Raw genomic sequence first — 25,948 nt, 5'->3', positions numbered from 1 at the left:
CCCTCCGATTAAGGCGTTAAAGTTTTTTGGCTTTTTCCACAGCTTCGTCGATAGTGCCAACCATGTAGAACGCCTGCTCTGGCAGATGGTCATACTCGCCGTCCATGATGCCTTTAAAGCCACGGATGGTATCTTTCAGCGAGACGAACTTGCCCGGAGAACCGGTGAAGACTTCTGCTACGAAGAATGGCTGAGACAGGAAGCGCTGGATCTTACGCGCACGTGCTACAACCAGTTTATCTTCTTCGGAAAGCTCATCCATACCCAGGATTGCGATGATATCTTTCAATTCCTGGTAACGCTGCAGCAGAGACTGTACGCCACGCGCGGTGTCGTAGTGTTCCTGACCAACAACCAGCGGATCCAGCTGACGGCTGGTGGAGTCCAGCGGGTCAACGGCCGGGTAGATACCCAGAGACGCGATCTGACGGCTCAGTACCACGGTTGCATCCAGGTGAGCAAAGGTGGTGGCTGGAGATGGGTCAGTCAAGTCATCCGCAGGTACATATACCGCCTGAACGGAGGTGATAGAACCGGTTTTGGTTGAAGTGATACGTTCCTGAAGAACGCCCATCTCTTCGGCCAGAGTCGGCTGATAACCTACCGCAGAAGGCATACGACCCAGCAGTGCAGATACTTCTGTACCGGCCAGGGTATAACGGTAGATGTTATCGACGAACAGCAGTACGTCACGACCTTCGTCACGGAATTTCTCAGCCATGGTCAGACCGGTCAGAGCAACGCGCAGACGGTTTCCCGGTGGCTCGTTCATCTGGCCGTAAACCAGGGATACTTTATCCAGTACGTTGGAATCGGTCATTTCGTGGTAGAAGTCGTTACCCTCACGAGTACGTTCACCCACGCCCGCAAATACGGAGTAACCGGAGTGTTCGATAGCGATGTTACGGATAAGCTCCATCATGTTTACGGTTTTGCCTACACCGGCACCACCGAACAGACCAACTTTACCACCCTTCGCAAACGGACAAATCAGGTCCATTACTTTGATGCCGGTTTCCAACAGTTCCTGGGAGCTTGACAGCTCTTCATAGGAAGGTGCTGCACGGTGAATCGCCCAACGGTCTTCTTCACCGATATCGCCTTTCATGTCGATAGGCTGGCCCAGTACGTTCATGATACGACCGAGCGTTGCTTTACCTACTGGGACTTCGATTGGGTGCTCGAGGTCTTTAACATCCAGACCACGACGCAGACCGTCGGAAGAACCCATGGCGATGGTACGGACGATACCACCCCCGAGCTGCTGCTGAACTTCCAGCACCAGGCTCTCGTTACCATTCATAACCTCAAGGGCATCGTACACACGCGGTACGGCATCCTGAGGGAATTCGACGTCAACCACGGCGCCGATTACCTGGACAATTTTTCCAGTAGCCATCTTGAATCCTCTACGAATTAACCTGGTTATACCGCGGATGCACCACCGACGATTTCGGTGAGTTCCTGAGTAATGCTGGCCTGACGAGCTTTGTTGTATACCAACTGCAGCTCTTTAATCAGGCTGCCGCCATTGTCGGTCGCGGCTTTCATCGCCACCATACGTGCGGCCTGCTCGCTGGCCAGGTTTTCTACCACGCCCTGATAAACCTGAGACTCGACGTAACGACGCAGCAGGGTGTCCAGCAGCGCTTTCGGATCAGGTTCGTACAGGTAATCCCAGGATTTACGCTTCAGATCCTCGTCTTCTGATGCCGGCAGCGGCAGCAGTTGAGTAATGGTCGGAGCCTGAGACATGGTGTTAATAAATTTGTTGCTGACAACATACAGCTTGTCCAGACGGCCTTCATCGTAGGCCTGCAACATCACTTTTACCGGGCCGATCAGTTCGGACAGGGAAGGGTTATCGCCCATTCCTGTCACCTGAGCAACCACGTTACCGCTAACGGAATTAAAGAAAGACACGCCCTTGGAGCCGATCATCGCGAGTTCGCTCTGAACGCCTTTATCGGACCATGCTTTCATATCTGCCAGCACTTTTTTGAACAGGTTAATGTTCAAACCGCCGCACAGACCACGGTCAGTGGACACCACCAGGTAGCCCACGCGTTTGACTTCGCGTTCTTCCAGGTAAGGGTGCTTATATTCCAGATTACCGGTGGCAAGGTGACCAATCACTTTGCGCATGGTATCAGCATAAGGGCGGCTGGCTGCCATGCGTTCCTGCGATTTACGCATTTTGGACGCGGCGACCATTTCCATCGCTTTAGTGATCTTCTGCGTGTTCTGGACGCTTGCGATCTTACTACGTATCTCTTTTGCGCCGGCCATGAGCTTCTCCTCAATGCCTAACGGCCTGCCCTAGGACAGACCGTCAGACGTTACCAGGACTGGGTTGCTTTGAAGGAATCGAGGATGCCTTTCAGCTTGCCTTCGATTTCGTCGTTATAGCCACCGGTCTGGTTGATTTCTTGCATCAGTGGAGCGTGGTCACGGTCAACGTAAGCCAGCAGAGCGGCTTCGAAGCTACCGATTTTCGCCAGTTCCACATCTTCGAGGTAACCGCGTTCCGCAGCAAACAGAACCAGGCCCTGCTGTGCTACAGACATCGGAGCATACTGTTTCTGTTTCAGCAGCTCGGTTACTTTCTGACCATGGCTCAGCTGTTTACGGGTTGCTTCATCCAGATCGGATGCGAACTGAGAGAACGCAGCCAGTTCACGATACTGTGCCAGAGCGGTACGAATACCACCGGACAGTTTCTTGATGATCTTGGTCTGAGCAGCACCACCAACACGGGATACGGAGATACCCGGGTTGACCGCCGGACGAATACCGGAGTTAAACAGGTTGGTTTCCAGGAAGATCTGACCATCGGTAATGGAAATTACGTTAGTCGGAACGAATGCGGAAACGTCACCAGCCTGAGTTTCGATAATCGGCAGCGCGGTCAGGGAACCTGTTTTACCTTTCACTTCACCTTTGGTGAAGTTCTCAACGTATTCAGCGTTAACGCGGGATGCGCGCTCCAGCAGACGGGAGTGGAGGTAGAACACGTCGCCTGGGAATGCTTCACGTCCTGGCGGACGACGGAGCAGCAGGGACACCTGACGGTAAGCAACGGCCTGTTTAGACAGGTCATCGTATACGATCAGCGCATCTTCGCCGCGGTCGCGGAAGTATTCGCCCATTGCGCAACCGGCATACGGAGCCAGGTACTGCAGCGCTGCGGATTCAGAAGCGGTCGCCACAACAACAATGGTGTTGGACAGCGCGCCATGTTCTTCCAGTTTACGTACCACGTTAGAGATGGTGGACGCTTTCTGGCCGATAGCCACGTAGACGCACTTAATGCCGGAATCACGCTGGTTGATGATCGCATCGATTGCCATCGCGGTTTTACCGGTCTGACGGTCACCGATGATCAGCTCACGCTGGCCACGGCCGATTGGGATCATTGCATCGACGGATTTATAACCGGTTTGTACCGGCTGGTCGACGGACTGACGTTCGATTACGCCCGGTGCGATAACTTCGATTGGCGAGAAGCCATCGTGTTCAACCGGACCTTTACCGTCAATTGGTGCACCCAGGGTGTTCACCACGCGGCCTAACATGCCACGGCCAACCGGTACTTCAAGAATACGGCCAGTACACTTAACCTTCATGCCTTCGGCGAGGTCAGCATACGGACCCATCACAACAGCACCTACGGAGTCGCGCTCCAGGTTCAGTGCGATAGCGTAACGGTTACCCGGCAGGGAAATCATCTCACCCTGCATACAATCGGCCAGGCCGTGGATGCGGATAACACCGTCGCTTACAGAAACAATAGTACCTTCGTTATGAGCCTCGCTCACAACATTGAACTGAGCAATGCGCTGCTTGATCAGTTCGCTGATTTCGGTGGAATTCAGTTGCATGCTCCAGTCCCCTTAAGACTGCAATACGTCTGCAAGGCGTTCAAGACGGCCGCGTACGCTACCATCAATGACCGTATCACCCGTGCGGATGATAACGCCTGCCATTACAGACTTATCGATTTTGCAATTCAGCTTAACTTTGCGTGACAGACGTTTTTCCATCGCGGCAGAGATTTTCGCGAGCTGTTCGTCACTCAGTGCCGTTGCGGAAGTCACTTCGACTTCTGCTGTCGCTTCACTCAGTGCGCGTAAATGCGCGAACTGCTCGAGAACATCCGGGAGCGCCTTAAGACGACCGTTTTCAGCCATTACCCGAATCAGGTTCTGGCCGCTGGCGTCCAGCTGCTCACCGCAGATTGCGATAAACGCATCTGCGAGCGTTTCCGGCGCAAGAGCGCCAGAAAGTAACTCTGCCATTTGATCGTTTTTCGTGACCTCGGCGGCAAACGACAGCATATCCTGCCAGTTATCTACGCGTTGGTTTTCGACCGCAAAGTCAAAAGCTGCTTTGGCGTAGGGGCGAGCTACCGTTACAAATTCAGACATCAGCCCCTCCCTCCTTACAGTTCAGCGACAAGTTTATCCACGATGTCGCTGTTAGCAGCTTCATCCACGGAACGTTCGATGATCTTCTCGGCACCAGCAACAGCCAGAATCGCGACCTGCTTGCGAAGTTCTTCGCGAGCACGTTTACGCTCGGCATCGATTTCAGCCTGAGCCTGGGCAACGATTTTGCTTCGTTCCTGTTCTGCTTCAACCTTCGCTTCGTCCATGATCTGAGAACGGCGTTTGTTGGCCTGTTCAATGATCACCTGGGCTTCCGCTTTGGCTTTTTTCAGCTGGTCGGTCGCGTTGGCCTGTGCAAGGCCCAAATCTTTCTGAGCACGTTCTGCGGAAGCCAAACCGTCAGAAATTTCTTTCTGCCGCTTCTCGATGGCTGCCATTAATGGCGGCCATACATACTTCATGCAGAACCATACGAAAAGAACAAACGCGATGGCCTGGCCGAGGATTGTTGCGTTCATGTTCACAGCACAATACCTCTTAAATTAACTCTGTGGCTTAGGTTTCTTACGTACAACTTACTACGCGACAGCAAACATCACGTACAGACCCAGACCTACAGCGATCATCGGGATAGCATCCACCAGACCCATAACGATAAAGAACTGAGTACGCAGCAGAGGAATCAGATCCGGTTGACGCGCTGCGCCTTCCAGGAATTTGCCCCCGAGGATGCCGATACCGATCGCAGCACCGATCGCCGCCAGACCCATCATCACAGCGGCAGCCATGTACAGCAGATCCATATTCAGGTTTTCCATGACAGTCTCCAGTTTATTTCAATAAAAACGTAGTATGTTGGTAAAAATCAATGCTCTTCGGATGCCATCGACAGATAGACGATCGTCAGAACCATGAAGATGAAGGCTTGCAGCGTAATAATCAGGATGTGGAAAATGGCCCATGGCACATTCAGAATCCACTGTGACCACCACGGCAACAGACCAGCAATCAGAATGAAAATCAGCTCACCGGCATACATGTTGCCGAACAGTCGCAGACCAAGTGATACCGGTTTGGACAGCAGGCTTACCCCTTCAAGGATTAAGTTGACAGGAATGAACGCCCAGTGATTGAACGGCTGCAGCGTCAGTTCTTTAACGAACCCACCCACGCCTTTCATTTTGATGCTGTAGAAAAGAATCAGGATAAACACGCCAAGCGCCATCGACAGGGTGATGTTAACGTCCGCAGACGGAACCACGCGCAGTGCAGGCAGGCCGAAAATGTGTTCACCGATGTAAGGAATCAGGTCGATTGGCAGCAGGTCCATCAGGTTCATCAGGAATACCCAGACGAACACGGTGAGGGCCAGCGGAGCAATCAGCTTGCTCTTGCCATGATACATATCTTTAACGCTGCCATGGACGAAGCCAATGGTCATCTCGATAGCCGTCTGGAGTTTACCCGGTACTCCGCTGGTCGCTTTCTTCGCAACGCTACGGAAAATGGTAAGGAACAACAGACCGAGCACCACTGAGAAGAACATGGAGTCAATGTTGAGCGTCCAGAAGGTGGCCGGGGGGTTGTGCGGATCCACCAGCGAGAAAGTACGCAGGTCCAGCTGAAGGTTATTCAGATGGTGTCCTATGTATTCCTGCGGCGTCATATTTTCTGCAGCCATGATGCCTTTTACCCTTTGTTGTTAATTACAGCTGGTGCCAGAATTTGTACCACCAGCACCAAAACCCACGTCACGATCAGCGGTAAAAATACCACTTTGAAAACGGCCAGCGCCATCACGAGGAGCGCGAAGGTCAGCAACACCTTGGAAGCTTCACCGATAGCGAAGGTCCAGGCCATTCGGCCTTTAGCTGGTGTATGCGCCTGATGACGCCAGGCAAAAATCATAAACATTATGTTTGGCACAACGACCGCCAAACCTCCGCATATTGCAGAGATGCCCCAGAAGGGGTCTTTGAGGCTGAACAGCAGTCCACTTGCTATTACTGCCAGTAACTGAATAAACAGAAGCTTACGAGCAACGTTTCGACTCAAGAGCGACACAGACATCACGTTTTTACTCCTGCTTCCTTCGAGGTATGTCGCGTGTCGTATAAAACGTCCTTTGAGGCGAAGAGTCAAGCATCAAAAAGCGGACAAATTATACGGTGACAACCCGTGAATTCAAACAATAAGTAGCAAAATAGTGAATAAATGTTTAATTATTTTCTGACAGGCAACTTTTCCTGCATTTTGCCAATCTGTGAGCGATCATGCAAAACTGCAAATACCGAGAAAACACGGCCTATAAAGCGTGCATTAGATCACATTATAAACATTTAGAGTTTTGCTGAATTAATTTTGTTCATAAACAATGAATTTTCATCCTTTTGATATTCAACATAAAAATCAGGGACTTTTTCCAAAACAACCCTACATACATTAAAAACGTTTTATTGACATTTATAATAAATATTTAACAAGTATATGCCTGTTCAGCGCCTTGATTTGTAGCGGGCTGATATTTTCAAAGTTGACTATTGTTCTGGTAAATGAACCAGCAAAAGTTAACAGCCAGAAAAGCCATAGTAAAAATATGGTTAAATGCCTCCCGATAATACCCCGGCGTTACCTTCATTTTTGTAACATCCGCAGGTGACATTTTTTCCACATTTTTTGGTAAAAATTAAATTATTTTTGATTTAATAACCACCAGGTGACGCTCCCCTTCCAGCTGAGGGACACGCAGTTTAATCACCTCGCTCACCGCGTATCCGGCTGGCAAATCGGTGAGCTCCTCTTCCTGAGCCACGCCCTTAAGTGCGTAAAAACGCCCCTCTTCTGCCGGCAAATGGTGGCACCAGCTCACCATATCATTCAGCGAGGCGAACGCGCGGCTGATCACGCCATCAAACGGCGGCTCGGCCGGGAACGCCTCTACCCTACTCTGCACCGGCGTCACGTTCTCAAGCTTTAGCTCATGCTGAACCTGACGGAGAAAGCGCACGCGCTTGCCAAGGCTGTCCAGCAGGGTGAAATGGGATTCAGGGCGTACGATGGCCAGCGGAATACCAGGCAGCCCTGGACCGGTGCCGACATCGATAAAACGGCTTCCTTGAAGATAGGGTGCAACGACAATGCTGTCGAGAATATGCCGCACCAGCATCTCATTCGGGTCGCGAACGGAGGTCAGATTGTAGGCTTTGTTCCACTTATCCAGCAGTCCAACATACGCTACCAGCTGATTTTTCTGATGATCGGTGAGCGTAATAGCCGCTTCATCCAGTAGACGAGAAAGTTTGTTGAGCACGGTCGGTACCTATCTAAAAATAATGAGCCCGGAGGCGAAAACGCTTACCGGGCTGATGAACAACGAGGCGGAAAACGGGATGCTATCCGCCAAAAAACCTGTCTGAGGATCAGGCGCTGCGGCGCAGCATCCCCTGCTTTTTCAGCCAGACCAGCAGAATGGAGATCGCCGCAGGCGTCACGCCAGAAATGCGCGATGCCTGACCGATTGAAGACGGCTTATGATCGTTCAGCTTGGCAATCACCTCATTGGAAAGCCCAATGACCTGGCGATAATCAAGCGTAGCAGGCAGCAAGGTGTTTTCATTGCGCTGGTGTCTTTCGATCTCATCCTGCTGACGAGCGATATAGCCTTCATACTTAACCTGGATCTCAACCTGCTCAGCCGCTTGTGAGTCCTGCAGACCCGGAGCGAAAGGCGACAGCTGCACCAGCTGTTGATAGGTCATCTCCGGACGACGGAGCAGATCCTCACCGCTGGCTTCGCGTGAGAGCGGCGCGGTGAGGTGAGCATTCACTTCTTCGACGCTTGCGGCCTGCGGGTTGACCCAGCTCGTTTTCAGCCGCTGACGCTCAAGTTCGATGCTTTCCAGCTTCTGATTGAAGCGCGCCCAGCGCTCATCATCTACCAGACCCAGCTCTCGACCCTGTTCGGTCAGGCGCAGATCGGCGTTATCTTCGCGCAGCATCAGGCGATACTCCGCGCGGGAGGTAAACATGCGGTACGGTTCTTTGGTGCCGAGGGTGCACAGATCGTCCACCAGCACGCCAAGGTAGGCCTGAGAGCGACCCGGCGCCCAGCCCTCTTTTTCTGCAGAGAAGCGACCGGCGTTCAGACCGGCAAGCAGGCCCTGGGCCGCGGCTTCTTCGTAGCCGGTGGTGCCGTTAATCTGGCCGGCGAAGAACAGACCCTGGATATATTTACTTTCCAGCGTCGGCTTCAGGTCGCGCGGATCGAAGAAATCATACTCAATGGCGTAGCCCGGGCGGACGATTTTGGCGTTCTCCATACCCTGCATTGAGCGAACAATCTGCATCTGGACGTCGAACGGCAGGCTGGTGGAGATACCGTTCGGATAAATTTCGTTGGAGGTCAGTCCTTCTGGCTCGAGGAAGATCTGATGCTGGTTGCGATCGGCAAAGCGCATCACTTTATCTTCGATCGACGGGCAGTAACGCGGGCCGATCCCTTCAATCACCCCGGCGTACATCGGGCTGCGATCGAGGTTATTGCGGATGACGTCGTGCGTTTTCTCGTTAGTGTGCGTGATGTAGCACGGAACCTGACGCGGATGCTGATCCGCGGATCCCATGAACGAGAATACCGGCATCGGGTCATCGCCATGCTGCTGTGCCAGGACGCTGAAATCAATGGTGCGCGCGTCAATACGCGGCGGAGTTCCGGTTTTCAAACGGCTGACGCGCAGCGGCAGTTCGCGTAAGCGGCGGGAGAGCGAGATCGCTGGCGGATCGCCTGCACGACCACCGCTGTAGTTATCCAGTCCGATGTGGATCTTGCCGTCGAGGAAGGTTCCGACGGTCAGGACAACCGCTTTGGCGCGGAACTTCAGCCCCATCTGGGTCACAGCGCCGACAACGCGATCGTTTTCGACAATCAGATCCTCAACTGCCTGCTGGAAGATCATCAGGTTGGGCTGGTTTTCCAGCGCCGTACGTACCGCCTGTCGGTAGAGCACGCGGTCTGCCTGAGCGCGAGTGGCGCGTACCGCCGGGCCTTTGCTGGCGTTTAGTATCCTAAACTGAATGCCTGCATGGTCGATCGCTTTCGCCATCAGGCCGCCAAGAGCATCCACTTCTTTTACCAGGTGTCCTTTCCCAATGCCGCCAATCGCCGGGTTGCAGCTCATCTGCCCCAGAGTGTCGATATTGTGTGTCAAAAGCAGGGTCTGCTGACCCATACGCGCTGCGGCCATTGCGGCCTCAGTGCCTGCATGACCCCCGCCAATGATGATGACGTCAAAAGGATCCTGATAAAACATGGTGGTATGCCTCGCATAAAGCGGTTTGAAAATGGATTGAAGCCCGGGCCGTGGATTCTACTCAACTTTCGACTTCCGAGAAAGCTCCGGGATCTTGAGTATTTAAAAGAAGATCTTTTATTTAGAGATCTGTTTTATTATGATCTCTTATTAGGATCGGCCCTTTCTGTGGATAAGCCGGATCCGCGGTTTAAGATCAATCGGTTAAGGAGGATCACTTTCTGTGAATGATCGGTGATCCTGTTCCGTATAAGCTGGGATCAAAATGAAGGGTTATGCACAGCTCAAAAAGCAGTCAACGCTTATGCTTTGGATAACTACCGGTTGATCAGTGGTTTTAAGCATAGTTATCCACAGATGATCGGGCGATCTTTACAAAAATCAGATCAAATTTTTCCAGGATCCCAGCCAAATCTCGGCCGGATCTTCCGGAATCTCATGATCGAGGACGTTAATCTTCAGCGTTTCGCCGATCTGTTTCGCTCCGCATGCCTTTAAGGCATCGTCAATCTTGTCGATTGCACCGCAGAAGGTGTCATATTCACGGCTACCGATCCCGACTGAGCCAAAGCGTACGTCTGAAAGGTCCGCCTTCTGCTCCTGCAGCGCTTCATAGAAAGGCAGCAAGTTGTCAGGAATATCGCCGGCACCGTGCGTTGAGGAGATAACCAGCCAGATCCCGTCCGTCGGCAGATCTTCAATCAGTGGGCCGTGCTGGATTTCGCTGCTGTAGCCCGCTTCTTCCAGCTTTTCCGCCAGATGCTCTGCTACATATTCCGCACTGCCTAAGGTGCTGCCGCTGATAAGAGTAATGTCTGCCATGATCGTCCGCTCATTTATTCAGTGTGGCACATTGTACGCTGTGTGTGAGCTGGGATCTACCTGTGGAAAATGTGGGATTAAAAAAGCCCGATCACGGGCGGATGGTGCGCATAATCGGGTTTTGCAGGGAGATCAGCGTCTCGGTGGACTGAATTTCATCTATTGTTTGGATCTTGTTGATAAGTACCTGCTGAAGGGCGTCGATCGAGCGGCACATCACCTTAATAAAGATGCTGTAGTGGCCGGTGGTGTAGTAGGCCTCGGTCACCTCATCCAGGCTCTCGAGCCGGGCCAGCGCCGAAGGGTAGTCTTTAGCGCTTTTCAGGATAATGCCGATAAAGCAGCACACGTCGTAGCCGAGCTGCTTCGGATTCACGTCGATCCGTGCGCCGGTAATAATGCCCGCCTGCTTCATCTTCTCCACGCGCACGTGAATAGTCCCCGGGCTGACGCCAAACTGTTTGGCCAGTTCGGCGTAGGCGGTGCGCGCATTGGCCATTAACGCTTCAAGGATGCCGCGGTCCAGATTGTCGATCTGATAATTTTCCATTGGTTTTTCTTATGATGTTTGATGATTCTTTCTATATTAGCCATATATTTTAATGAATCAAAAGTGTATTGGCCTTTTTGTTGCTTGATTATTGAATTGATGCCCTGGTTTGTTGCTTAATCAATAGCAACAGGACGCAGGAGTCATAAAAATGAAAACCGCATATATCGCAAAACAACGCCAGATCAGCTTCGTTAAGTCTCACTTTTCCCGCCAGCTGGAAGACAAACTGGGCCTGATCGAAGTCCAGGCTCCCATTTTAAGCCGCGTAGGGGACGGGACTCAGGACAACCTGTCTGGCTGCGAGAAGGCGGTTCAGGTAAAAGTGAAAACGCTGCCGGATGCCCAGTTTGAAGTCGTTCACTCACTGGCTAAATGGAAGCGTCAAACGCTGGGACAACACGACTTCAGCGCGGGCGAAGGGCTGTACACGCACATGAAGGCCCTTCGCCCCGATGAAGACCGTCTGACCGCTATCCACTCCGTTTACGTTGACCAGTGGGACTGGGAGCGCGTGATGGGCGATGATGAACGCCACGACGGGACGCTGAAATCCACCGTAGAAGCCATCTATGCCGGAATCAAAGCGACCGAAGCGGCCGTCAGCAAAGAGTTTAGCCTGACGCCGTTCCTGCCGGAACGGATCCAGTTTGTTCATAGCCAGGATCTGCTGAGCCGCTACCCGGATCTCGACGCTAAAGGGCGCGAGCGGGCGATCGCCAAAGAGCTGGGCGCCGTATTTCTTATCGGGATTGGCGGCAAGCTGACCGATGGCCAGCGCCACGACGTGCGTGCGCCGGATTATGATGACTGGAGCACCGAGGTTGCCGAAGGCTTTGCCGGCCTGAACGGCGATATTCTGGTGTGGAACCCGGTTCTGGAAGATGCCTTCGAGCTTTCTTCTATGGGGATCCGCGTCGATGCCGAGGCCCTGAAGCGTCAGCTGGCGATCACCGGTGATGAAGATCGCCTGAAGCTGGAGTGGCACCAGGCGCTGCTGCGCGGCGAAATGCCGCAGACCATCGGCGGCGGTATCGGTCAGTCGCGCTTGACGATGCTGCTGCTGCAGCTCGACCACATCGGACAGGTTCAGTGCGGCGTATGGCCTGCACAGGTCCGTGAAAGCGTCGCTGCCCTGCTTTAGTCCGCACCTTAACGCCGCCAGCGCCTCAGCAGGCGGCTACGCAGCCCGGTATCAAAGCGCCAGATATGATCGAAGATGCGCATGATCCCGGGTTTGCCATGCACCGACATCGCCACCGCGTGAAAGCGATGCTGGTGCCTGCGCTGAAGTTCCCCCACCTTATTGATCACCTCATCCGGCAGGCGCTGGGCGATAAAATCAGAAATCACCACCGCATCGGCATCCACCCACTGCGGGTTTTGCATGCGCTCAATAATGGCCCGAAAACAGCTGGCCAGATCGGTACCGCCGCGAAAACGCTGGCTGAGGAAACGAATCGCCTGCTCCAGCCCCTGCGGGCCGGTGAGCTCGTAATGCACCACTTCGCTGGAAAACAGCATGATAAAGCAGCGCCGGTTGTCCGCCAGCGCGACCCGCATCAATGCCAGGCAAAACGCCTTGGCGCACTGTTCGTTAAAACCGCCCATTGAGCCTGAGGTATCGACGCAGACGATAAATGGCCCGCGCGGCTGTTCGTCAAAATCCTGCCGGGTAACCGGTCGTTCGGTGATTTTTTCCCGCCACGCGTCGCCGTGCAGCCGGTAGGTCAGCAGCTGCTTTTCCACCAGCTTGCGGTAGAACTCAAACTCCAGCTCGGTGATCCCAAGGGTAGCCAGCTCCGGCGGAAGCAGGCGCAGAATATCGTCGCTTTGCTGCAGGCCATCAACCTGTTCCGGTACCGTTGCCGGTTCGCGCACGAGGCTGCGAAAGGCCTCCATCGGCGCATCCTTTTTGGGGACCGATTTTGCTTCCCGCGAGCGCCCGAGCTGTTCAGCCAGCTGCATCAGCTCCGGCTGCTGCGTCAGAAAATCGCCGTAGCGAACGATCAGCTGATAATCGCCGCGCTTCAGCTCGCCTGCGCTCATATCCCACAGGCGCCCTGCGGAGTTATCGTTTTCCACCAGCACCGGCTCGAGCTGGCCGCTGAGGGTCATCCGCTCCTGCATCGTGTTGAGCAGCCGATCGCGCTCTTCATCCAGCAGCTGCTGATTAAGGGTGGTGGCCTGCACCACCAGGCTCAGGCGCCAGCGCTGCAGGAACAGGGTGTGCAACGCGGGCGTAAAGTGCGGGTTATCATCCGCCAGCTGCTGGGCCTGGGCGGCAAAAGGGGATTCGAGCCTGTGCAGCTGCGTAAGAATTTGCGGCAGTTGAACGATGAACTGAGAGGTCGAAAGAAGCTGCGATCGCTGATAGTTCTGCACTTCGGCATCGAGCTCTGGCGGGATATGCGTCTCTTTTAGCCTGGCTCTGACGGCTTCACGCCAGCGCGGGATATCGGCGGCGATAATGTTTTTCAGCCGCGGGAATTTCTCAAAGAAAATGGCAAGCTGCGGGGAGGCCAGCAGCGCCAGCAGCATCTCTTCGATCATCCCCTCTTCGCTGACTGCCAGCATGACATTCAGCATATCCAGCGTCATGGCTGACGGGCCTGTTTGATCTGCGCCCCGACGTCCTGCAGGCTGGCTTCGATACGTCCCAGCCAGTCACCGGGAATAAACAGACATTTTTGCTGTTCGCTAAAGCGGTTGTGCTGCTGATGCCATTCGTCATCGAGATCTTCCAGCTGCTGGCGAATTTCCGCAGGCATATTTTCCTGCGATTCGCTGCCGGGAAGAGCCAGCCGCGAGCCCTGCAGGCTGACGTCGCGCACCACCAGATGTTGGCTGGTATCGACGTCCATATCTAGCGGCTGGGCAAAACCAATGCCGTTGAGTTTCCCGCGGATCTCGCCGCCCTTCTCCAGCCAGTGGGAGAGCGCCTCACGGGTAAACGTAATATGGATGACCTGCATATCGTGTAGCTTAAGCGGCTGCTGAAGCAGCAGAAGGAGCGTTGTCCCTTCTACGTCGGCGGGAAGCTCATAGTGCGCTTTCCGGCTGAACATGCCGCCGAGACGCGTAACCTTCAGCGCGGTTTTGTCGCTGTGCTGCTGTTGGATCTGAATACGCCTTTGGGTGATCGCCCCGAGGCGCGTCAGCATCGCCTGCTGCTGCCAGGCGTGGTTGGTCATCAGGGTTTCCAGCAGCTGTGACATCAGGTTCATGCTTTCGATATCGTGCCACAGGCAGTCTTTCAGCAGAATCAGGTCGATGGGCGCGATGGTATCGCGGCCGCTGAAGAAGGCGCTGGCCTGCAGCAGGCGAATGGCCTTTTTCCAGCGGCGGTCCGAAACGTAGGGCGCCTTGGGCTGCGTCTCCAGCTGCTGGCGCAGCTGATAGACAAGCTCGAATACGCTATCCGTCAGCTTCACGCCGCTGATATCCTGCTGCCACTGCGCAAACTCTTCGCTACTGACCTGCAGGGCAACCGGCACCGGATTACTGTTTTCATCCTGCTGGCTGAGCAGCATGGAGCGGAAGTTGGTTTTATCCTGTACCTTATCGAGCCACAGGCGGATCAGCATTCGGTCATACAGCGCTTCCAGGCTGCTATCCGCTTCCGGGAGTTCATTGGACGCCGCCACCAGCAGGCGCATCGGGATTTTCTCTTCGGTGGCGCCGTTGCGGAAGTGGCGTTCGTTAATGGCGGTCAGCAGGGTGTTAAGGATAGCCGGACCGGCTTTCCAGATCTCATCGAGGAAAACGATCTCCGCTTCCGGCAGGTAGCCTGCGGTTAAGCGCTCGTAACGGCCTTCATCTTTCAGGGCCTGGATTGATAGCGGACCAAAAACCTCTTCCGGGGTAGAGAAGCGGGTCATCAGGTATTCAAAGGCGCGAGCCTGCTGGAAGGCGAATTTGAGACGGCGGGCGATCAGGCTCTTGGCGATGCCCGGCGGACCGAGCAAAAACACGCTCTCGCCGCTGAGCGCGGCAAGCAGACAGAGCCGTATCGCATGACTGCGTTCAAACAAACCTTTTTCCAGCGCTGCGCTGAGCCGGGAAATTCTTTCTGCCAGTAAATGTGATTGAGCCATAATTGAGTTGCGTGCTTTTTCATGTGTCGTTATTGAGTCGAGTATAGATGTTTGATTAGGTGTGGTAATAGCCTGAAGATTCGATTTATTTTCTTTGAGCCAGGTTAATATGGTGTCTGTTAGGGGTACGATTCAGCAAAGAATCGTGCATACTGTGCGCTTTTTGTGAGCCTGAGGACCGGGAACACATTTGTTTTATATACACAAAAACATTCAGGGTGCGGCAAGGCAGCAAGGGATTAAATCCCCTGGCGCACGGCTATGTGACCGGGATTTCTGGACGCCACCTGCGCAGAAGCAGCTTGAAAAATGATATGTATAAACGAAAAGACTAGTCTATGAGCTCTGATAATAAGCAATCGCTTCCGGCAGTAACGCTGGCGGCAATCGGCGTGGTGTACGGCGATATTGGCACCAGCCCGCTGTATACACTGCGTGAATGTCTGTCAGGTCAGTTTGGGTTTGGCGTTGAACGTGATGCCGTTTTTGGCTTTCTGTCGCTAATTTTCTGGTTGTTAATTTTTACCGTATCACTCAAATATATCACCTTCGTAATGCGGGCGGACAACGCCGGAGAGGGGGGGGTCCTGACGCTAATGTCTCTGGCGGGACGCAATACGTCCGCGCGAATGACGTCGGTGCTGGTTATCCTTGGGCTGATCGGCGGCAGCTTCTTCTATGGCGAGGTGGTGATCACCCCGGCGATTTCGGTGATGTCGGCGATTGAGGGGCTGGAAATTATTGCGCCCAATCTGGATACCTGGGTTGTCCCGATATCCATCATTGTGCTGACGCTGCTGTTTGCCATCCAGAAGCACGGCACCAGTATGGTAGGCAAGCTGTTTGCGCCGATTATGCTGATTTGGTTCCTGCTGCTGGCGGTGCTTGGTGCGCGCAGCATCATTGCGAATCCGGAAGTATTGCAGGCGCTCAATCCCTATTGGGCGGTGCACTTCTTCCTCGAATATAAGACCGTCTCTTTTGTTGCCCTCGGGGCGGTAGTGCTCTCCATTACCGGCGTTGAGGCGCTGTATGCCGATATGGGCCACTTCGGCAAATTGCCTATCCGCTTAGCGTGGTTCTCCGTGGTGCTGCCTTCTCTGGTGCTGAACTACTTCGGCCAGGGGGCGCTGCTGCTCAAGCATCCTGAGGCGATCAAAAACCCGTTCTTCCTGCTGGCGCCTGAATGGGCGCTGATCCCGATGCTGATTATCGCCGCTCTGGCGACGGTAATTGCCTCCCAGGCGGTTATTTCCGGGGTCTTCTCGTTGACCCGCCAGGCGGTGCGCCTGGGATATCTGTCGCCAATGCGCATCATCCATACCTCCGAGATGGAATCCGGGCAGATTTATATCCCGTTCATCAACTGGCTGCTGTACGTTTCGGTGGTCATTGTGATTATCAGCTTCGAGCACTCCTCCAACCTGGCGGCGGCGTACGGTATCGCAGTAACGGGCACCATGGTGTTGACCACGATCCTGTTCACCACCGTGGCGCGTCAAAACTGGCGCTGGAATAAATTCTTCGTGGCGCTGCTGTTTATCGCCTTTATGTGCATCGACCTGCCGCTGTTCTCGGCCAACCTGGATAAGATCGTCTCCGGCGGCTGGCTGCCGCTGACCCTTGGCCTGGTGATGTTCACCGTGATGACCACCTGGAAGAGCGAGCGTTTCCGCCTGCTGCGCCGGATGCACGAACACGGCAACTCGCTGGAAGCAATGATCTCTTCGCTGGAGAAATCGCCGCCGGTCCGCGTGCCGGGCACGGCGGTCTATATGTCCCGCGCCCTGAACGTTATCCCGTTTGCCCTGCTGCACAACCTCAAGCACAACAAGGTGCTGCATGAGCGGGTGATCCTGCTGACGCTGCGGACCGAAGATGCGCCTTACGTGCACAACGTTCGCCGGGTGCAGATCGAGCAAATCTCACCGTCGTTCTGGCGCGTGGTGGCGAGCTACGGCTGGCGCGAAACGCCGAATGTGGAAGAAGTTTTCCACCGCTGCGGTCTGGAAGGGCTGAGCTGTCGGATGATGGAAACCTCGTTCTTCATGTCGCATGAATCGCTGATTATCGGCAAACGGCCGTGGTATCTGCGGCTGCGCGGCAAGCTCTATCTCTTACTGCAGCGCAACGCCCTGCGGGCGCCGGATCAGTTTGAGATCCCGCCTAACCGGGTGATTGAACTGGGTACTCAGGTCGAAATTTGATGTTCCGAAGCCCTTCCTTGCGAAGGGCTTTTTATTGTTTTTTGCCTGCGCTCGCTTTTCTCTCCCCACGCTTGCGAAACGTTTCGATGGCGATCACATTTCTCTCTTTTGGCGATGGTTTTCTGCGCGTATTTTGACAATACTTCCTTCAGCGAAACGTTTCGCTACTGGAGCAGAAGAGAAAAATGAAAAAGGGCACCGTACTTAACGCTGATATTTCCTCGGTTATCTCCCGCCTGGGTCATACCGATACGCTGGTGGTCTGCGATGCCGGGTTGCCGGTACCCCGCAGCAGCGCGCGTATTGATATGGCGTTAACCCAGGGCGTCCCCTCCTTTATGCAGGTTCTGGAGGTGGTAACGATGGAAATGCAGGTTGAAGCGGCGATCCTTGCGGAAGAGATTAAAACTCATAATCCGCAGCTCCATGCGACGTTGCTCACTCACCTTGAGCTGCTGCAGCAATACCAGGGAAACACCATTGAAATTCGTTACACCAGTCATGAGCAGTTTAAAAAACAAACCGCGGATAGTCAGGCGGTGATTCGCAGCGGGGAGTGTTCCCCGTTTGCGAACGTCATTCTCTGTGCCGGCGTGACGTTCTGAGGTCGCCGATATGGAAGCCTTATTGCAATTAAAAGGGATCGATAAAGCGTTCCCAGGCGTCAAAGCGCTCTCCGGCGCCGCGCTCAACGTTTATGCCGGCCGGGTGATGGCGCTGGTTGGCGAAAACGGTGCCGGTAAGTCCACCATGATGAAGGTGCTGACCGGGATCTACGCCCGTGACGCCGGCTCCTTAACGTGGTTAGGAAAAGAGACCACCTTCAACGGACCGAAATCCTCTCAGGAAGCCGGGATCGGAATTATTCACCAGGAACTTAACCTCATCCCCCAACTGACGATCGCGGAAAATATTTTCCTCGGCCGTGAGTTCGTGAACCGGTTTGGCAAAATCGACTGGAAAACGATGTATGCCGAAGCGGACAAGCTGCTGGCGAAGCTGAATTTACGTTTTAACAGCCAAAAGCTGGTGGGCGATCTGTCGATCGGCGACCAGCAGATGGTTGAAATTGCCAAGGTGCTGAGCTTTGAGTCGAAGGTCATCATTATGGATGAGCCTACGGATGCCCTGACCGACACCGAAACGGCCTCCCTGTTCCGCGTTATCCGCGAGCTGAAATCTCAGGGGCGTGGGATCGTCTATATCTCCCACCGCATGAAAGAGATCTTCGAGATTTGCGACGATGTTACCGTCTTTCGCGACGGGCAGTTTATCGCCGAGCGCGAGGTGGCGAGCCTGGATGAAGACCTGCTGATTGAGATGATGGTCGGCCGCAAGCTGGAAGACCAGTATCCGCGTTTGGATAAAGCGCCGTGCGCCGTGCGTCTCAAGGTAGATAACCTGTGCGGGCCGGGCGTGGAAAATGTCTCCTTTACTCTGCGTCAGGGGGAGATTCTGGGCGTCGCCGGGCTGATGGGGGCCGGTCGGACGGAGCTGATGAAGGTTCTGTACGGCGCGCTGCCGCGCAGCAGCGGTTCCGTCACCCTCGATGGGCGCGAAGTGGTCGCCCGCTCCCCGCAGGATGGCCTGGCAAACGGCATCGTTTATATCTCCGAAGACCGCAAGCGCGATGGCTTAGTCCTCGGCATGTCGGTGAAGGAAAATATGTCGCTGACCGCGCTGCGCTACTTCAGCTACGCCGGCGGCCGGCTGAAGCATAAAGATGAACAGCAGGCGGTAAGCGATTTTATCCGCCTGTTCAATGTCAAAACGCCATCGATGGAGCAGGCGATCGGCCTGCTCTCCGGCGGTAACCAGCAGAAGGTGGCCATTGCCCGCGGGCTGATGACCCGCCCGAAGGTCCTGATCCTTGATGAGCCTACCCGCGGCGTTGACGTTGGGGCGAAGAAAGAGATCTACCAGCTGATTAACCAGTTTAAGGCCGATGGTCTGAGCATCATTCTGGTCTCTTCGGAGATGCCGGAAGTGTTAGGCATGAGCGATCGCATCATTGTGATGCATGAAGGGCATCTCGGCGGTGAATTTACACGCGAGCAGGCCACCCAGGAAGTATTGATGGCTGCCGCTGTGGGCAAGCTTAACCGTGTGAATCAGGAGTAAAAAAGATGACAACCCAGGCTGCTGCTGGTCGCCGCTATTTCACTAAAGCATGGCTGATGGAGCAAAAATCGCTGATTGCTCTGCTGGTGCTGATAGCGATTGTCTCGACCATGAGCCCCAACTTTTTTACCGTCAATAACCTGTTCAATATCCTGCAGCAGACTTCGGTTAACGCCATTATGGCGGTCGGCATGACGCTGGTTATTCTCACTTCGGGGATCGACCTGTCGGTGGGCTCCCTGCTGGCGCTGACCGGCGCGGTTGCGGCATCGATTGTCGGCCTGGAGGTTAATGCGCTGGTGGCGATTGCCGGAGCGCTGGCGCTGGGTGCGGCCATCGGTGCTGTGACCGGGGTGATTGTAGCGAAAGGGCGCGTGCAGGCCTTTATTGCCACGCTGGTGATGATGCTGCTGCTGCGCGGCATGACGATGGTCTACACCAACGGCAGTCCGGTGAATACCGGGTTTACGGATAATGCCGATCTGTTTGGCTGGTTTGGTATCGGCCGTCCGCTGGGGATCCCGACGCCGGTGTGGATTATGGCGATCGTCTTCCTTGCCGCCTGGTACATGCTGCACCACACCCGCCTGGGCCGCTATATCTACGCGCTGGGTGGCAACGAAGCGGCCACGCGCCTGTCCGGTATCAGCGTGAATAAAGTTAAAATCATCGTCTATTCTCTGTGCGGCCTGCTGGCTTCGCTGGCGGGCATTATCGAAGTGGCGCGCCTCTCCTCCGCGCAGCCGACGGCGGGGACCGGCTATGAGCTGGATGCTATTGCGGCGGTGGTGCTGGGCGGTACCAGCCTGGCCGGCGGCAAGGGGCGCATCGTCGGTACCCTGATTGGGGCACTGATCCTCGGCTTCCTGAATAACGGATTGAACCTATTAGGCGTTTCTTCCTATTACCAGATGATCGTTAAAGCGGTGGTCATTTTGCTGGCGGTGCTGGTAGATAACAAAAAGCAGTAACTAAGAACTCTACAGGACATCTTAACTATGAATATGAAAAAACTGGCGACCCTGGTATCTGTTGTTGCTTTAAGCGCGACCGTGAGCGCCAACGCGATGGCGAAAGATACCATTGCCCTGGTTATCTCGACCCTTAACAACCCGTTCTTTGTCTCCCTGAAAGAGGGGGCGCAGAAAGAAGCTGACAAGCTGGGCTACAACCTGGTGGTGCTGGATTCGCAAAATAACCCGGCGAAAGAGCTGGCCAACGTGCAGGATTTGACGGTACGCGGCGCGAAGCTCCTGCTGATCAATCCCACCGACTCTGATGCGGTAGGTAACGCCGTGAAGATGGCTAATCAGGCGAAGATCCCGGTTATTACCCTTGACCGTCAGGCGGCGAAAGGCGACGTGGTTAGCCATATTGCTTCTGATAACGTGCTCGGCGGCAAAATGGCCGGCGACTATATTGCGAAGAAAGCGGGTGAGAACGCTAAGGTTATTGAGCTGCAGGGTATCGCAGGGACATCCGCGGCGCGCGAGCGTGGCGAAGGCTTCAAGCAGGCCGTTGCGGCTCACAAATTTAACGTGCTGGCGAGCCAGCCGGCAGATTTCGACCGTACCAAGGGCCTGAACGTCATGCAGAACCTGCTGACGGCGCATCCGGACGTGCAGGCGGTATTTGCTCAGAACGACGAAATGGCGCTGGGCGCGCTGCGCGCTTTACAAACGGCGGGTAAATCCGATGTGATGGTGGTTGGATTTGACGGCACTCCGGATGGCGAAAAAGCGGTAAATAGTGGCAAACTGGCTGCGACTATCGCCCAGCTGCCTGAGCAGATCGGCGTGAAAGGCGTCGAGACTGCTGATAAAGTGCTGAAGGGCGAAAAAGTGGATGCCAGCTATCCGGTTGAGCTGAAACTGGTCATTAAGCAGTAATATGCGATTCGGGCCGGCAACGGTCCGAGGGACAACATAAAAAAGAAAAGCAGGGCATGCGCCACCGGAGTCCGGTGGCGCGCTTTCCCGGGAACTCAAATGATGAAAACCTCAGGCAAACTTGTCGTCCTTGGCAGCATCAATGCCGATCACATTCTTAACCTTAAATCTTTCCCGACGCCGGGCGAAACCGTCACCGGTAACCACTATCAGGTGGCTTTCGGCGGTAAAGGGGCCAACCAGGCCGTTGCCGCCGGGCGCAGCGGGGCAAATATTGCGTTTATCGCCTGTACCGGCGATGACGACACCGGCGAGCGCGTTCGCCGACAGCTGGCGAGCGATAACATCGACATCGCGCCGGTTCGCGCGGTAAAAGATGAATCAACCGGCGTGGCGCTGATCTTTGTTAACGGTGAAGGTGAGAATGTCATCGGCATTCATGCCGGCGCCAATGCCGCTCTTTCTGTCGCTCAGGTTGAGGCAGAGAAGGCGCGGATTGCCGACGCCGATGCGCTGCTGATGCAGCTGGAGTCGCCGCTGGAGAGCGTGCTGGCGGCGGCCAAAATCGCCCATCAGCATCAAACAAGCGTGGTGCTGAATCCGGCCCCGGCGCGCGAGCTGTCGGATGAGCTGCTGGCGCTGGTGGATATCATCACCCCTAACGAAACGGAAGCGGAGAAGCTGACCGGTATTCGCGTCGAAAACGATGACGATGCCGCCAAAGCGGCTAGCGTGCTTCATCATAAAGGTATCGGTACCGTTATTATTACGCTGGGTAGCCGCGGCGTCTGGGTGAGCCACGATGGCGAAGGTCGCCGGGTCCCGGGCTTTAAGGTTCAGGCCATCGATACCATTGCCGCGGGTGATACCTTTAACGGCGCCCTGGTCACCGCATTACTGGAAGGGACTGCGCTGGCAGAGGCCATCCGCTTTGCCCATGCCGCCGCCGCCATTGCCGTTACCCGCAAAGGCGCGCAGCCTTCAGTGCCATGGCGAAAAGAAATCGACGAATTTTTACGTCAACAGGGGTAACGCTTGGCTACCATGAAGGATGTGGCCCGCGTGGCGGGCGTTTCCACCTCGACGGTTTCCCACGTCATTAATAAAGATCGTTTCGTCAGCGAGGCGATTACCGCCAAAGTGGACGCGGCGATCAAAAATCTTAACTACGCGCCGTCCGCGCTGGCGCGTAGCCTCAAGCTCAATCAAACCCGCACCATCGGTATGCTGATCACCGCCAGTACCAACCCGTTTTATTCTGAGCTGGTGCGCGGCGTAGAGCGTAGCTGTTTTGAACGCGGCTATAGCCTGGTGCTATGCAATACGGAAGGCGACGAGCAGCGCATGAACAGTAATCTCGAAACGCTGATGCAAAAGCGCGTCGATGGTTTACTGCTGCTCTGTACCGAAACGCATCAGCCTTCGCCAGAAATAATGCAGCGCTATCCTTCGGTGCCCACGGTGATGATGGACTGGGCGCCGTTTGATGGCCACAGCGATCTGATTCAGGATAACTCGCTGCTGGGGGGCGATATGGCGACCCAGTACCTGATAGACCAGGGTCATACCCGGATTGCCTGTATTGCCGGTCCGCTGGATAAAACGCCGTCGCGGCTGCGCCTGGAGGGCTATCACGCCGCGATGTCCCGCGCCGGGCTGGAAGTGGCTGAGGGATATGTGATTACCAGCGACTTTGAATTTGGCGGTGGATTCAGCGCGATGCAGGAGCTGCTGACCTTATCGGAACGCCCGCAGGCGGTATTTGTCGGCAACGACGCCATGGCATTTGGGGCATATCAGTCGCTTTATCAGGCCGGGCTACGTATTCCGCAGGATATGGCGCTGGTGGGCTATGACGATATTGAGCTGGCCCGCTATATGACGCCGCCGCTGACGACTATCCATCAGCCAAAGGATGAGTTGGGTGAGCTGGCGATTGATGTGCTGATTCACCGGATGGCCGATCCCGGACAGCAGCAGCAGCGCGTGCAGCTCACGCCTGAGCTTATCGTTCGCGGTTCAGCCTAGCGTTTGTGCCGTTCCTTTATCAGGTTACGGCCATCCTTCGCCTTCAACAGCATAAACACCAGCGCGGACACGACGGTGATCGCGCCCATCGTAATAAAGGTATTGTGGAACTGCTCCACGGTACTGGAGTTGTCAAAGCCTTCATAAAAGCGCAGTACCGCCGCGCTAATCGCCACCCCGAGACTGATTGATAGCTGCTGCGTGACCGCCAGCAGGCTGTTGCCGCCGCTGGCGTTATCATCGGTGAGGTCGGCAAGCGTAATGGTGTTCATTGAGGTGAACTGAGTGGACATCGCCATCCCCAGAACGAAGAGCGGCAGCAGTAGCATCCAGACGGGCATCGCGGGCGACTGGAACGAGAACTGGGCGATCATCAGGCCGATAAATATCGTTACCCCTACCAGCGTTTTCCGGTAGCCGAGCCAGCGCAGGATCTGCGTAACGGTAGATTTCGCGATAATAGAGCCGACGGCGGTCGGCGCAATCATGCAGCCGGCGATGATTGCCGAATAGCCAAAACCGACCTGCAGCATCAGCGGCATCAGGAACGGCACGCAGCCCGTACCAAGACGCGTTGCCAGATTACCGGCGATCCCGACGGAAAAGGTTCGGGTCTTGAATAAAGAAAGCGAGATCAGTGGGGTTGGATGGCGGCGGGCATGGCGAATATAGGCCAGCAGTAAAAGAACGCTAAGGGCGATAACCGTCAGCGCGATCCAGCTGGCGACGATTTTCTCGCCAAACAGCTCGATACCGCTGGAGAACAGCACCAGGCTCAGCCCAAAGAGCAAAAATCCGCGGGCATCGAAACGTCGGCGTGGCGTAGTGAAGTCCGGCATGCATTTACGCGCATAAAGGATGCCAATAATGCCAATGGGAATATTGATCAGGAAAATCCAGTGCCAGCTGGCCCAGGTCACCAGCACGCCGCCGAGAACGGGTCCAAGAATCGGACCGACAAGCCCCGGCATCGTCACGAAGTTCAGCACCGGCAGCAGCTCGCTGCGCGGATAGGCCCGCAATAATGCCAGCCGCGCGACCGGCATCATCATCGCGCCGCCAACCCCCTGAATGACGCGAAAGATGACCAGCTCCATCAGGGAGCCGGAAAGCGCACAGGCGAGGGAGCCGAGCGTAAACAGGCCAACGGCAATAATAAACACTTTCCGCGTACCGAAGCGGTCGGCCAGCCACCCGCTGACCGGAATAAGCATCGCTACCGTTAGCGTATAGCTGATGATCGCGGACTGCATTGCCAGCGGCGAACGGTTGAGGCTATGGGCTATTGCCGGAAGGGCGGTATTCAGAATGGTGGCGTCCAGAGCCTGCATAAAAAAGGCCATCGCCGCAATCCACGGCAGTCCTGCCATACTACGCCCTTTCTTCTCGGTCATGCGGAACCCTTTATTTACCTGAATGGTTTGGTGCGCTCAGCAGGGCCTGGCAGGCGCTGAGCGCTCGCGGACCGTCGCTGCTCAGAATCGCGTCAACAATTGCCTGATGGAGATCCAGCTTCACCACCTCATTCTGAGTAATAGAAGTGAAGTAAGTGTGATAGACCGAATGGAATAGCGAGGCGAAAGAGATAAGGAAGGGATTACCGCTCATTTCATAGATGTGCTCATGCCAGGCCATATCGACTTCAATCCAGCGCTCGCGCTGGAAGCGTCTTTTCAGCTCGCCCATCTCTTCCATTAAGCTATTGAGCTGCGCCTTCTGCTCCGCGCAGCCCAGGGTGGCAGCCAGAAAGCAGGCCTGCGGCTCGAGGCTGCTGCGCATGACGAGGAAGTGGGTCACCACCTCTTCGAAGTTATCTTCCGTTAACCACCAGGAGAGCAGCTCCTTGTCGAGAAAGTTCCAGCTACTGCGTGGCATAACGCGGGTACCGATGCGCGGGCGCGGCAAGAGCATACCTTTCGCTGTCAGCGTCTTGACCGCCTCTCGTACCGCAGTTCGGCTCACGCCGAACTGCTCGCCCAGCTCCATTTCGCCGGGGAGAATGCTTTCCGGCTGATATTCGCCGGTCAGAATTTTTTGGGCCAGTTTCTCCGCCAGTACCCAGGAGATGTTCTTCTGTGCCGCCAGTTGCTGTGCGCTTAAAGACATAAATGCCGTTCCTTTCTCTTTTCTACTCTATCAGTATGCCACCAGGCGGAGCGTTTCGTTGTTTAAAACGGCAAAACGCCGGTTTTTTGCCACTCTGCGGCGCATTTTGGTGAAAAAAGAGGCGGTTGAAAAGTTTTTTGCAAACAGGGCTTGTCAACGTCGGAGAACTCCCTATAATGCGCCTCCACTGACACGGAACAACGGCTTACAGGCCGCCGGGTTAGCGGGGTTCAGCGATGAACGCCGACAGAGAAAAAGCAAAATTAAACGCTTGACTCTGAATGAGGAAAACGTATTATACGGGACCTCGCAACGGTGAGCGAAAGCCGCGTTGCACTGCTCTTTAACAATTTATCAGACAATCTGTGTGGGCACTCAAAGTGACATGGATTCTTAACGTCCTCGGACGAAAAATGAATACCAAGTCTCTG

The 25,948-nt window shown here is 54.9% G+C and carries 24 protein-coding genes; 8 read left to right on the top strand and 16 right to left on the bottom strand.

Annotated features, from left to right (window positions below):
• Positions 1-16: 16 nt before the first annotated feature.
• The 12 genes from atpD to asnC form a co-directional block, all read right to left on the bottom strand.
• Positions 17-1,399 carry a F0F1 ATP synthase subunit beta gene (atpD, locus tag GVK32_RS18505; RefSeq protein WP_159871539.1) on the bottom strand — a complete coding sequence of 461 codons (1,383 nt, stop codon included), beginning with the start codon at positions 1,397-1,399 and terminating at the stop codon, positions 17-19.
• A 26-nt stretch (positions 1,400-1,425) separates the two neighbouring features.
• On the bottom strand, positions 1,426-2,289 hold the full coding sequence (gene atpG, locus GVK32_RS18500; RefSeq protein WP_159756809.1) for a F0F1 ATP synthase subunit gamma: 864 nt from the start codon (positions 2,287-2,289) through the stop codon (positions 1,426-1,428).
• A gap of 50 nt (positions 2,290-2,339) precedes the next feature.
• Positions 2,340-3,881, bottom strand: a complete 1,542-nt coding sequence (gene atpA, locus GVK32_RS18495) for a F0F1 ATP synthase subunit alpha (RefSeq protein WP_159871536.1) — start codon at positions 3,879-3,881, stop codon at positions 2,340-2,342.
• Between the two features lie 12 nt (positions 3,882-3,893).
• Positions 3,894-4,427 (bottom strand): F0F1 ATP synthase subunit delta, encoded by a 534-nt coding sequence (gene atpH / locus GVK32_RS18490; RefSeq protein ID WP_159871533.1) that lies wholly within the window; start codon positions 4,425-4,427, stop codon positions 3,894-3,896.
• Between the two features lie 14 nt (positions 4,428-4,441).
• A complete protein-coding gene (gene atpF, locus GVK32_RS18485) occupies positions 4,442-4,912 on the bottom strand; it encodes a F0F1 ATP synthase subunit B (RefSeq protein ID WP_159871530.1) in 471 nt (156 codons plus the stop codon).
• Between the two features lie 54 nt (positions 4,913-4,966).
• Positions 4,967-5,206, bottom strand: coding sequence for a F0F1 ATP synthase subunit C (atpE, locus tag GVK32_RS18480; RefSeq protein WP_000429386.1), 240 nt, complete (start codon positions 5,204-5,206; stop codon positions 4,967-4,969).
• Positions 5,207-5,253: 47 nt separating this feature from the next.
• The gene (atpB, locus tag GVK32_RS18475) at positions 5,254-6,069 is read right to left on the bottom strand and encodes a F0F1 ATP synthase subunit A (protein WP_041143359.1); all 816 of its coding nucleotides are present in this window, start codon (positions 6,067-6,069) and stop codon (positions 5,254-5,256) included.
• A gap of 8 nt (positions 6,070-6,077) precedes the next feature.
• Positions 6,078-6,458, bottom strand: coding sequence for a F0F1 ATP synthase subunit I (gene atpI / locus GVK32_RS18470; RefSeq protein ID WP_041143360.1), 381 nt, complete (start codon positions 6,456-6,458; stop codon positions 6,078-6,080).
• Between the two features lie 616 nt (positions 6,459-7,074).
• Positions 7,075-7,698: a 16S rRNA (guanine(527)-N(7))-methyltransferase RsmG gene (rsmG, locus tag GVK32_RS18465; RefSeq protein WP_159871527.1), complete on the bottom strand. Its 624-nt coding sequence runs from the start codon at positions 7,696-7,698 to the stop codon at positions 7,075-7,077.
• 109 nt (positions 7,699-7,807) lie between these two features.
• A complete protein-coding gene (gene mnmG / locus GVK32_RS18460; RefSeq protein ID WP_159871524.1) occupies positions 7,808-9,697 on the bottom strand; it encodes a tRNA uridine-5-carboxymethylaminomethyl(34) synthesis enzyme MnmG in 1,890 nt (629 codons plus the stop codon).
• A gap of 381 nt (positions 9,698-10,078) precedes the next feature.
• Positions 10,079-10,519, bottom strand: coding sequence for an FMN-binding protein MioC (mioC, locus tag GVK32_RS18455; RefSeq protein ID WP_159871521.1), 441 nt, complete (start codon positions 10,517-10,519; stop codon positions 10,079-10,081).
• 91 nt (positions 10,520-10,610) lie between these two features.
• Positions 10,611-11,069, bottom strand: coding sequence for a transcriptional regulator AsnC (gene asnC / locus GVK32_RS18450; RefSeq protein ID WP_045853727.1), 459 nt, complete (start codon positions 11,067-11,069; stop codon positions 10,611-10,613).
• A 151-nt stretch (positions 11,070-11,220) separates the two neighbouring features.
• On the opposite strand from asnC, the gene asnA reads away from it, so the two are divergent.
• Positions 11,221-12,213 carry an aspartate--ammonia ligase gene (gene asnA / locus GVK32_RS18445; RefSeq protein ID WP_159871519.1) on the top strand — a complete coding sequence of 331 codons (993 nt, stop codon included), beginning with the start codon at positions 11,221-11,223 and terminating at the stop codon, positions 12,211-12,213.
• Between the two features lie 8 nt (positions 12,214-12,221).
• Here asnA and viaA read toward each other — a convergent pair whose 3' ends face one another.
• Complete coding sequence (gene viaA / locus GVK32_RS18440; protein WP_159871517.1) at positions 12,222-13,670, bottom strand: ATPase RavA stimulator ViaA; 1,449 nt, start codon at positions 13,668-13,670, stop codon at positions 12,222-12,224.
• Positions 13,667-15,166, bottom strand: coding sequence for an ATPase RavA (gene ravA, locus GVK32_RS18435; RefSeq protein WP_159871515.1), 1,500 nt, complete (start codon positions 15,164-15,166; stop codon positions 13,667-13,669). Before ravA ends, viaA begins: the two co-directional genes overlap by 4 nt.
• A 338-nt stretch (positions 15,167-15,504) precedes the next feature.
• On the opposite strand from ravA, the gene kup reads away from it, so the two are divergent.
• The 7 genes from kup (at position 15,505) to rbsR (ending at position 23,411) form a co-directional block, all read left to right on the top strand.
• Entirely contained in the window at positions 15,505-17,373 is a 1,869-nt protein-coding gene (gene kup, locus GVK32_RS18430; RefSeq protein WP_159871513.1) for a low affinity potassium transporter Kup, read from the top strand.
• Between the two features lie 185 nt (positions 17,374-17,558).
• The gene (rbsD, locus tag GVK32_RS18425) at positions 17,559-17,978 is read left to right on the top strand and encodes a D-ribose pyranase (RefSeq protein ID WP_159871511.1); all 420 of its coding nucleotides are present in this window, start codon (positions 17,559-17,561) and stop codon (positions 17,976-17,978) included.
• A gap of 10 nt (positions 17,979-17,988) precedes the next feature.
• Complete coding sequence (gene rbsA, locus GVK32_RS18420) at positions 17,989-19,494, top strand: ribose ABC transporter ATP-binding protein RbsA (RefSeq protein WP_159871509.1); 1,506 nt, start codon at positions 17,989-17,991, stop codon at positions 19,492-19,494.
• A gap of 5 nt (positions 19,495-19,499) precedes the next feature.
• Positions 19,500-20,465, top strand: a complete 966-nt coding sequence (gene rbsC, locus GVK32_RS18415) for a ribose ABC transporter permease (RefSeq protein WP_159871507.1) — start codon at positions 19,500-19,502, stop codon at positions 20,463-20,465.
• A 27-nt stretch (positions 20,466-20,492) separates the two neighbouring features.
• Positions 20,493-21,383 carry a ribose ABC transporter substrate-binding protein RbsB gene (rbsB, locus tag GVK32_RS18410; RefSeq protein ID WP_159871505.1) on the top strand — a complete coding sequence of 297 codons (891 nt, stop codon included), beginning with the start codon at positions 20,493-20,495 and terminating at the stop codon, positions 21,381-21,383.
• A 99-nt stretch (positions 21,384-21,482) separates the two neighbouring features.
• The gene (gene rbsK / locus GVK32_RS18405) at positions 21,483-22,415 is read left to right on the top strand and encodes a ribokinase (protein ID WP_200842904.1); all 933 of its coding nucleotides are present in this window, start codon (positions 21,483-21,485) and stop codon (positions 22,413-22,415) included.
• Between the two features lie 12 nt (positions 22,416-22,427).
• Positions 22,428-23,411 carry a ribose operon transcriptional repressor RbsR gene (gene rbsR / locus GVK32_RS18400; RefSeq protein ID WP_200842907.1) on the top strand — a complete coding sequence of 328 codons (984 nt, stop codon included), beginning with the start codon at positions 22,428-22,430 and terminating at the stop codon, positions 23,409-23,411.
• On the opposite strand, the gene mdtD is transcribed toward rbsR, so the two are convergent.
• Both mdtD and GVK32_RS18390 read right to left on the bottom strand, forming a co-directional pair.
• Positions 23,408-24,805: a multidrug transporter subunit MdtD gene (gene mdtD, locus GVK32_RS18395; protein WP_159871499.1), complete on the bottom strand. Its 1,398-nt coding sequence runs from the start codon at positions 24,803-24,805 to the stop codon at positions 23,408-23,410. The two genes, rbsR and mdtD, sit on opposite strands and share 4 nt — an antisense overlap.
• 10 nt (positions 24,806-24,815) lie before the next feature.
• Entirely contained in the window at positions 24,816-25,517 is a 702-nt protein-coding gene (locus GVK32_RS18390; RefSeq protein ID WP_132512435.1) for a FadR/GntR family transcriptional regulator, read from the bottom strand.
• Between the last annotated feature and the right edge of the window lie 431 nt (positions 25,518-25,948).

It is taken from the genome of Klebsiella sp. 18074 (assembly GCF_902705905.1).
Classification (GTDB): Bacteria; Pseudomonadota; Gammaproteobacteria; order Enterobacterales; family Enterobacteriaceae; genus Klebsiella; species Klebsiella terrigena.
This window is presented reverse-complemented; position numbering and strand designations above follow the sequence as displayed.